The sequence below is a fragment of the Salinihabitans flavidus genome (genome assembly GCF_900110425.1).
GTDB classification, from domain to species: Bacteria; Pseudomonadota; Alphaproteobacteria; order Rhodobacterales; family Rhodobacteraceae; genus Salinihabitans; species Salinihabitans flavidus.
Genome location: NZ_FODS01000053.1, coordinates 1 through 8,934 on the forward strand (window position 1 = coordinate 1; position 8,934 = coordinate 8,934).

Consider the following 8,934-nt stretch of genomic DNA (forward strand, 5'->3'; position numbering starts at 1 on the left):
CAGCAGAATGTAAAGCGTCGCGTCCCCGCCATCGTCGAGGATCATGTTCGCGCCGCCTTCCTCGAACCGGAATATGCGGTCGCAATAGTCCCAGTATTCCTCCAGCGTCTCGCCCTTGATCGCGAAGACCGGAACGCCCGTTGTCGCAATCGCCGCCGCCGCGTGATCCTGCGTGGAGAAGATGTTGCACGAGGCCCACCGCACGTCGGCACCCAGCGCCACAAGCGTCTCGATCAGAACGGCGGTCTGGATGGTCATGTGCAGCGATCCGGCAATCCGCGCGCCCTTCAAGGGCTTCTGCTGACCATACTCCTCGCGCAGCGCCATCAGCCCCGGCATCTCCGTTTCCGCGATGTCAAGCTCCTTGCGACCGTAGTCCGCAAGCCCAATGTCCTTGATGATGCTGTCTGCGGGTGAAATATTTTCGGGTTTGTTCATGATCTTTATACTCCTGTCTGGACTCATTCGGCTGCGGCTGTCGCGCCGAAACTGCGGGCAAGCTCTGCGGCCAGATCGGTCTTTTCCCAGGAAAAACCGCCATCCGCGTCGGGCTCGCGCCCGAAATGGCCGTAGGCCGCCGTGCGTGCATAGATGGGTCTGAGCAGGTCGAGATGCTCACGGATGCCGCGCGGGGTCAGGCGCACCATCTCGCGCAGGCGCTTCGACAGCTGCTCCTCGGACACTTCGCCGGTGCCCAGCGTGTCCACATAAAGCGCCACGGGCTCGGGCATGCCGATCGCGTAGGCCAGTTGGATCTGACATTTTTCGGCCAGGCCTGCGGCGACCACGTTCTTGGCAAGATAGCGCGCCACATAGGCCGCCGATCGGTCAACCTTGGTCGGATCCTTGCCCGAGAACGCGCCGCCGCCATGTGGCGCAGCACCGCCATAGGTGTCGACGATGATCTTGCGCCCTGTCAGGCCGGCATCGCCGTCGGGTCCACCGATGACGAATTTGCCGGTGGGGTTCACGATCAGCTTGTCGTCGGGCAACGTCCAGTCGTCCGGAAAGGCCTTTTCGATATAGGGCTTGACCATCTCGCGCACCTCATCCTGGCTCACGCCTTCGAGATGCTGTGTCGAAACCACCACGGTGTCGAGCCCCACCGGCTTGCCGTTGCGATAGAGCAAGGTGACCTGGCTCTTGGCGTCGGGGCCGAAATTCGGCTGTGCGCCGGATTTGCGGTCCTCGGCCATGCGCCGTAGAATGCGGTGGGCGAACTGGATCGGCGCCGGCATCAGTTCGTCGGTCTCGGTGCAGGCATAGCCGAACATGATGCCCTGATCACCGGCGCCTTCCTCGCCCTTGTCGCCCTCGTCCACGCCCATGGCAATGTCCGCACTCTGCTCGTGCAGGAGATTGTTGACCGCGCAGGTTTTCCAGGAAAAGCCCTTCTGCTGGTAACCGATCTCCCTGATCGCCTGGCGGGCCAGCTCCTCGACATGCTGGCGCACATGCTCGGGGCCTCGCACTTCGCCTGCAATGGTGACGTGGTCGGTGGTGGCCAAGGTTTCGCAGGCAACGCGGGCCTGCGGATCCGCCGAGAGGTAGGCGTCAAGAACTGCGTCCGAGATCCGGTCGCAAACCTTGTCCGGGTGTCCCTCCGACACCGATTCGCTGGTAAACAGCCAGGTCTTGTCGCTCATCACTTTTCTCCTGTCCTGGTTGGTCATACGCCCGTGATTTCAGGCGATCTTGCGCGCGGGATCGCTCCCGCGACGGGGGGTATAGCCGAGGCTCGGCGCGAGCCATGTCTCCACCTCGGCGATCTGCATGCCCTTGCGAGCGGCGTAGTCGGCCACCTGATCCGGCCCGATGCGGCCGATGCCGAAATAGCGCGCCTGCGGATGGGCAAAGTACAGCCCGGACACCGCCGAGGCGGGCCACATGGCGCAAGATTCCGTCAAGGTGAGTCCGGTGTGTTCGGTCGCCTGCAACATTTCGAACAGGCGGCGCTTTTCGGTGTGATCCGGACAGGCCGGATAGCCGGGCGCCGGGCGGATGCCGTGATAGGTCTCGCGGATCAGATCCTCGTTTGCGAGTGTCTCGTCGGGCGCATAGCCCCAGAGGCTCCGGCGCACGCGGGCATGTAGTGCCTCGGCAAATGCCTCGGCGATCCGGTCGCTAAGCGCCTGCACGAGAATCGAATCGTAGTCATTGCCATCGGCCTTGAACCCCTCCGCGATGTCGTGGACCTGCGGCCCGGCAGTTACGGCAAAGCCACCGATCCAGTCGGGCGTGCCCGCAGGCGCCACGAAATCGGTCAGACACATATGCGGTTTGTTGCCGGACTTTTTGCCTTGTTGGCGCAACTGGGGAAAGCGTGTGGCCTCTTCGGTGCGGGTCTCGTCGCTCCAGATCACAATGTCGTCGCCGTCGGCATTCGCAGGCCACAATCCGACCACACCGCGCGGCGTGCACCAGCCCTCGGCCTCGATTCGATCCAGCATCTTTTGCGCATTGTCGTAAAGCTCACGCGCAGTCGGCCCCATTTCCGGATGATCGAGGATGTCAGGAAACCGCCCACGCATCTGCCACGTGTCAAAGAATGGACCCCAGTCGATATAGCCGCGCAGGGTCTCGACCGGCATGTCGTCGATCACCGTCAGCCCCGGGGATTGCGGTGCCGACGGGCGATATTCGGACCAGCCGCCGTCGAAGGCGTTGGCGCGCGCGGTCTCGATCGGCGTCGTGGCGCGATCGCCAGTCTTGGCGGCACCGCTGCGCATCTTGTCCTGCCCGTCCAGCACATCGGCGAGATAGTCCGGCCGCGCGGTCTTCGACAGCAGTTTGGAGACCACGCCGACGGCTTTCGACGCGTCATCGACATGGATCACGCCATGCGCGTATTCGGGCGCGATCTTGAGCGCCGTGTGTTTCTTGGATGTGGTCGCCCCGCCGATCAGCAACGGCAGATCCAACCCCTTGCGGGTCATTTCCGAGGCGACCTCGACCATCCGGTCCAGCGACGGAGTGATGAGCCCGGAAAGGCCGATGATGTCGGCCTTTTCCTCGCGCGCCCGGGCAAGGATGTCCTCGGTCGGCACCATCACACCCAGGTCCACGACATCGTAATTGTTACATTGCAGAACGACGCCGACGATGTTCTTGCCGATATCGTGCACGTCGCCCTTGACCGTAGCCATAAGCACCTTGCCCTTGGCCGAGGTGTCGCCCGTCCGGCGCTTTTCCTCTTCCATGTAGGGCAGAAGATGCGCCACGGCGGTTTTCATGACGCGGGCGGATTTCACCACCTGTGGAAGGAACATCTTGCCCTCGCCGAACAGATCGCCGACCACGTTCATGCCGTCCATCAGCGGCCCCTCGATCACCTCCAGCGGTTTATCCGCGCGCAGGCGGCACTCTTCGGTGTCGTCGACCACGTAATCGGTTATGCCGTGGACCAGCGCGTGTTCCAGCCGTTTCTCAACCGGCAGCTCGCGCCATTTCGGATCTTCCTTCTTGGACGCTTCGCCGCTGCCCTTGTACTTGTCCGCGATGTCCAGCAGGCGTTCGGTGGCGTCGTCGCGGCGGTTGAACAGCACGTCCTCCACGCAGGTGCGCAGCTCTTCGGGGATGTCGTCATAGACGGTGATCTGGCCGGCATTGACGATGGCCATGTCCATGCCGAGCGGGATCGCGTGGTAGAGAAAGGCCGAATGCATGGCCTCGCGCACGGCATTGTTGCCGCGAAAGCTGAACGACACATTCGACAACCCGCCCGATATGTGGGTGTCCGGCATCTCGGCCTTGATCAGCTTGATCGCGTCGAAGAAGGCGTTGGCATAGTCGTTGTGGTCCTCGATCCCCGTGGCCACCGCAAAGATGTTGGGATCGAAGATGATGTCCCAGGGTTCGAACCCCGCCTTTTCGACAAGCAGATCGTACGATCTCTTGCAGATCTCGAACTTGTGCTGCGCGGTTTCGGCCTGGCCGTTCTCGTCGAAGGCCATGACAACGACGGCCGCGCCGTAGCGGCGCACGATGCGCGCCTGCCGCAGGAATTCGTCCTCGCCTTCCTTGAGCGAGATCGAATTGACCACGGCCCGGCCCTGCACGCACTTCAGCCCTGCCTCGATCACCTCGAATTTAGAACTGTCGAGCATCACCGGCACGCGGCTGATATCGGGTTCCGAGGCAATCAGGTTGAGAAAGGTGCGCATCGCCTCGACCGAGTCGAGCAGCCCCTCGTCCATGTTCACGTCGATGATCTGGGCGCCGTTCTCGACCTGGCTGCGCGCCACGTCCAGCGCGGCGGCGTAGTCGTCCGCCATGATCAGCTTCTTGAATTTGGCCGAGCCGGTGACGTTGGTACGTTCGCCGATATTGATGAAATTGGCTACGCTGGTCATGCCGCGCCCTCCTGTGGTGTGGCGCCCGCAGCCTCGAACATCTCCAGCCCGCTCAACCGCATCCGGCGCACCTTTTGCGGGATCTTCCGAGGAGGCTTGCCGGCGACCGCTTCAGCGATGGCGGAGATGTGGTCGGGCGTGGTGCCGCAGCAACCGCCGACGATGTTGACAAGACCGCTTTCGGCCCATTCGCCCAGATGTGCTGCGGTCTCTTCGGGGGTCTCGTCATAGCCGCCCATTTCATTGGGCAGGCCCGCGTTGGGATAAGCGCTGATCCGGGTATCGGCGACCTCGGACAGCGTGCGTACATGCTGACGCATCTCGCCGGCCCCCAGCGCGCAGTTCAGCCCAATCGAGAAGGGGCGCGCGTGACTCATGGAGACCCAGAACGCCTCCGGCGTCTGGCCGGTCAGGGTGCGGCCCGACCGGTCGGTGATCGTGCCCGAGATCATCAGCGGCGGCACGGTCAGCCCGTCATCGGCGAGGCTGTCGATGGCAAAAAGCGCTGCCTTGGCGTTCAGCGTGTCAAAGATCGTCTCGACCAGAATCAGGTCAACGCCGGCTTCGATCAGCGCGCGGGCGGCCTCGCCATAGGCGATGGCCAGATCGTCGAAGCTCACGGCGCGGTAGCCGGGGTCGTTGACGTCCGGGCTGATGCTGGCGGTCTGGTTGGTCGGGCCGATCCCGCCCGCAACCCAGCGCGGCCGGTCCGGGGTGGACGCGGCATCCGCGGCGTCGCGCGCCAGCCGGACACTTTCCGCGTTCATCTCGCGCACCAGTTCCTGCATGCCGTAGTCGGCCTGACTGATGGCGTTGGCGCCAAAGGTGTTGGTGCACAGGATATCTGCCCCTGCGGCCAGAAAATCGGCATGAATGTCCCGGATCATCTCGGGCTGGGTCAGGCTCAGCAACTCACTGTTGCCGCCCACGTCCTGACCCCAATCCGCAAAGCGTGTGCCGCGATAGACGGTCTCATCGGGTTTGTGCTGCTGGATCATGGTGCCCATGGCCCCATCCAGCACGAGTATTCTCTGCGCGGCATGGGCCGCGATGTCAGGTTTCGTCATCTTTCTCTCCTCACGCGGCGGTTTCTGCCGGGATCTCTGGCGAGAGTCCGAGCGCCCGGCAGATCGCCAGGGTCACTTCAGGCCGGTTCAGCGTGTAGAAATGGAACTCCGACACCCCCTCGGCCATCAGCCTGCGGCATTGCTCCGTAGCGACGCTTGTGGCGACCATGGCGCGGGTGTCGGGCGCGTCGTCCAGTCCTTCAAACATCCGCGCCACCCAGTCGGGCACGCTGGCTCCGCATTTGGCCGAGAACGCCTTGAGCCCGGCAAAATTCGCCACCGGCATGATGCCGGGCACGATCGGTGCCGAGATCCCTCCGGCGCGGGCCCTGTCGATGAAGCGGAGGATCACGTCCGTATCGAACGTGTACTGCGTAATCGCGCGGTTTGCGCCCGCATCGATCTTGCGCTTGAGGTGATCCAGATCGGCCTGCGGGCTTGCCGCCTCGGGATGGACCTCGGGATAGGCGGCCACCGAGATATCAAAATCACCCACCCGGCGTAGCCCTGCCACCAGTTCGGCCGCGTCGGCGTAGCCGTCGGCAGCCAGTGTTTGGCCGTCGGGCAGGTCGCCGCGCAGGGCAACGATTCGGGTGATACCGCCTTCGAGAAGGCGGGCCGCCTGCGCATCGATCTCTTTTCGCGAGGCGCCGACGCAGGTCAGATGGTGGGCGACTGGTTGGCCGGTCCGCCGGCGCACCATGTCCACCACGCGGGCGGTCCGGTCGCGCGTGCTGCCGCCTGCGCCGTAGGTGACCGAGAAATAGTCCGGTGCGGCCGTGGCCAGCCTGTCCACATTGCGCGCCAGCGATTTCTCGCCCTTGTCGGTTTTCGGCGGGAACAGCTCGAACGACACAGAGATGGGGTGATCGGCGAAGGGCCCGGTCATGCGCGGATCTCCAATGGTTGTTTCATGCTTCTGAATGCGGTCTGCATCATCGGCCGGGGCATCCATGGGACGGCCCCGGCACGCTACTCGTTCAGGCCGGCTTGCGGAAGTGCTGAACGCCCCAGGCAAGGTGCCCCTCATCGGCCGCCTTCACCCAGTTCTCCAGGCCCACAGCCATCTTGTCGAGATACTGTGTCGACGCACCAGCCTCGCGCAGCTTTTCATAATTCGCCAGCAACTCTTCGCGGACGCGCGCATAGTGGCTGCGCAGATCGGCAACCGCATCTTCCTGTTCCACTGTCTCGAAACCCAGCGCCTCGGCGGCCTCGCGATAGAAGCTCGGCGAACCCAGGCTGTTGAGCTGAAGTCGGTCGTAGACCGGCTGAAGCATGGCAGGATCGGCATCATCGGACTGCATCGGATCGGTAAAGATCAGGTGCCCGCCGGGTTTGAGCACGCGCCACGCCTCGGCCAGCACCTTCGCGCGCTGGTCGGAATGCAGAAAGGCGTCCTGGCTCCAGACCACGTCGAATCTGGCATCCGCCTCCTGCACCTCCTCGAACACACCGTGGCGCACGCCGATCTTGTCCGTCAGCTTGGCGGCGCGGATCTTGCCCAGATTGTATTCGTTCTGTGTCTCGGAAATGTTCAGGCAGACGGCCTCGGCGCCGGTCTTGCGAACCAGCGTGCGCATGGCGCCACCATAGCCCGCCCCCATGTCCAGCACCCGGGCCGTACTGTCGATCTGCGGGAGCCGGTCTATCATTGATTCGATGGTGCGATCCGACGCGGTGCGGATATCGTCGGTTTCGCTGTAGCGGCCGATATGCAGATCTTCGCCACCCCAGATCGTCGAATAGAACGTGTCCGCATCGTCGCTGTCGTAGTAGTCCTCGGTGATGTCGCGGATGTCCTGCGCGCCGTTTTCGGAAACGTCACCCCAGCGCACCAGATGGAGGGCCGATTTCTCTGCGACGTGAATGAAGAAATCCGGCTCGTCCTCGGCATAGGTCTCCTGGAAATCGCCATAGGTACGCACGCGCTCGAACCCGGCTTCCTGCAGCAGGCGGCGCATGTAGTTCTTGCGGATGGGGCACATGTTCAGCGTGTATTCCGAGCCGTCCGGAAAGCTGTAAACCATCCGGCACAGCCCTTCGTCCACGTGGCTGGGCTCGGCGGTGACCTGATCGCCGCAATAGTAATACTTGTGCTTGGTCGAAAACCCGTTGTCGAGCATGGCATCGTAGTTGCGCTGATCCAGGATCAGCAGGCCATCATGCTTGAGCGCGGCGTAGAATTCGGCCAGCGCCCGGCGACGGTCGGATTCCTCATGAAGATGCGTGAACGAATTGCCCAAGCAGACGATCGCGTCATATTTACCGGCGATGTCGCGGTTGAGCCAGCGCCAGTCTGCCTGCGTGGTCTTCAGGATCAAACCGCGCCGCTTTCCGTTCTCGAAGGCCTTGGCCACCATGTTGGCGGACCCGTCCGCAGCGGTGACGTCAAACCCGGCCTCGGTCAGGCGCACCGAATGAAAGCCGGTACCGCAGGCCACGTCCAGCACGCGTTCCTTGCCGCGAGCGCGAAGAATGTCGATGAAGAACTGACCCTCGCTTTCTGCCCGGCCGCGCCAGTCGATGAGTTCGTCCCATTTGTCGACGAAGGCCTTGACGTATTCCTTTCGGTAGTGGCCGGTTTCGCGGTCAGCCAGCGGGTCTTCGCTATAGACCTGTTGGGTCAATGCAAGTTCGTCGGTCTCGGCTCGGTTGTCGGTCATTGGTCCTCTCACTTCTGCCAATTGTTTTCGTTGCGGCCGGCGCTTGGCTCCGCACAATCTGAATCCGCATTACCGCCGCAGTGTCTGCAGTTCGACCAGCCCGTCGTTGTGGTTCACTCGAACGGTCAATGCACGGGTTTCCTGCATCATGTTTCGATGCGGTTGCCCCTCAACGGATCCCAGCTTTATATTTAGCTTTGTCCAAGTTCGTGACCGGCCTTTTGGCTTCGTTCTTGGCTACATGGCCGAATAACGACTGGTCAAGTCTTGTATGCGACACTTTCATGAAAATTGTGCTTCGCGTGCCTAAGCATTAAGCAGGGGATGGCGGAAATGCCTGACGAAGCGTATTTTCGAACATTGATCTGCAAGCGGCCAACACAGGCTTGGGAATGACGCCCCGCAGGACATGGCTATGTGTTCTGTGCCACAATCGCGTGTTTACCCTCGACCGTGTCGTGTGGCGGGCGTTCATCTCACCGGATTGGGACAGGGCGCGATTCGTCTCAGAGTCTGATTCAAAACTATCTGAGCATTATTAATCCCTTGCGAGATGGCGTGTGACGCGTCGAATGTGGGCGATTGTGATCCACGCCTCTGCGCTGGCGATGGATTTTTCCCAATCTTTTGACAGGCGGCGGCATCGGCCCAGCCAAGCAAGGGTGCGCTCGACCACCCATCGGTGTGGCAGAACCTCGAACCCGTCGGCGGTGTCGGAGCGTTTGACGATCTGGACGCTCCAACGTCCGATGGCTTTCAGCGCATCGCGCAGTTTGGGTCCTGCATAACCGCCATCCGCAAAGACATGGCGCAGCATGGGGGAGCGCGATGCAACGGCTCTCAACACAT

Annotated in this window: 7 protein-coding genes; all 7 read right to left on the bottom strand. The window is 62.5% G+C overall.

What is annotated here, in order from left to right:
• On the bottom strand, positions 1-438 hold a 438-nt coding region (locus BMW66_RS19275), incomplete at its 3' end, for an adenosylhomocysteinase (RefSeq protein ID WP_139196310.1).
• Between the two features lie 23 nt (positions 439-461).
• The gene (gene metK / locus BMW66_RS19280) at positions 462-1,646 is read right to left on the bottom strand and encodes a methionine adenosyltransferase (RefSeq protein WP_093120776.1); all 1,185 of its coding nucleotides are present in this window, start codon (positions 1,644-1,646) and stop codon (positions 462-464) included.
• A 39-nt stretch (positions 1,647-1,685) separates the two neighbouring features.
• The gene (gene metH / locus BMW66_RS19285; protein WP_093120777.1) at positions 1,686-4,352 is read right to left on the bottom strand and encodes a methionine synthase; all 2,667 of its coding nucleotides are present in this window, start codon (positions 4,350-4,352) and stop codon (positions 1,686-1,688) included.
• The gene (locus BMW66_RS20905; RefSeq protein WP_093120778.1) at positions 4,349-5,419 is read right to left on the bottom strand and encodes a homocysteine S-methyltransferase family protein; all 1,071 of its coding nucleotides are present in this window, start codon (positions 5,417-5,419) and stop codon (positions 4,349-4,351) included. Before BMW66_RS20905 ends, metH begins: the two co-directional genes overlap by 4 nt.
• A gap of 10 nt (positions 5,420-5,429) precedes the next feature.
• Complete coding sequence (gene metF, locus BMW66_RS19295; RefSeq protein ID WP_093120781.1) at positions 5,430-6,308, bottom strand: methylenetetrahydrofolate reductase [NAD(P)H]; 879 nt, start codon at positions 6,306-6,308, stop codon at positions 5,430-5,432.
• Positions 6,309-6,399: 91 nt separating this feature from the next.
• Positions 6,400-8,085, bottom strand: coding sequence for a glycine/sarcosine N-methyltransferase (locus tag BMW66_RS19300; RefSeq protein WP_093120779.1), 1,686 nt, complete (start codon positions 8,083-8,085; stop codon positions 6,400-6,402).
• 538 nt (positions 8,086-8,623) lie between these two features.
• A partial coding sequence (locus BMW66_RS19305) for a transposase (RefSeq protein WP_139196312.1) occupies positions 8,624-8,934 on the bottom strand: 311 nt, incomplete at its 5' end.

Bases quoted from the DNA above. Each gene is read 5' to 3' on its own strand.
- metK (WP_093120776.1), bottom strand. From the start codon at position 1,646: ATGAGCGACAAGACCTGGCTGTTTACCAGCGAATCGGTGTCGGAGGGA.
- metF (WP_093120781.1), bottom strand. From the start codon at position 6,308: ATGACCGGGCCCTTCGCCGATCACCCCATCTCTGTGTCGTTCGAGCTG.
- BMW66_RS20905 (WP_093120778.1), bottom strand. From the start codon at position 5,419: ATGACGAAACCTGACATCGCGGCCCATGCCGCGCAGAGAATACTCGTG.
- metH (WP_093120777.1), bottom strand. From the start codon at position 4,352: ATGACCAGCGTAGCCAATTTCATCAATATCGGCGAACGTACCAACGTC.
- BMW66_RS19300 (WP_093120779.1), bottom strand. From the start codon at position 8,085: ATGACCGACAACCGAGCCGAGACCGACGAACTTGCATTGACCCAACAG.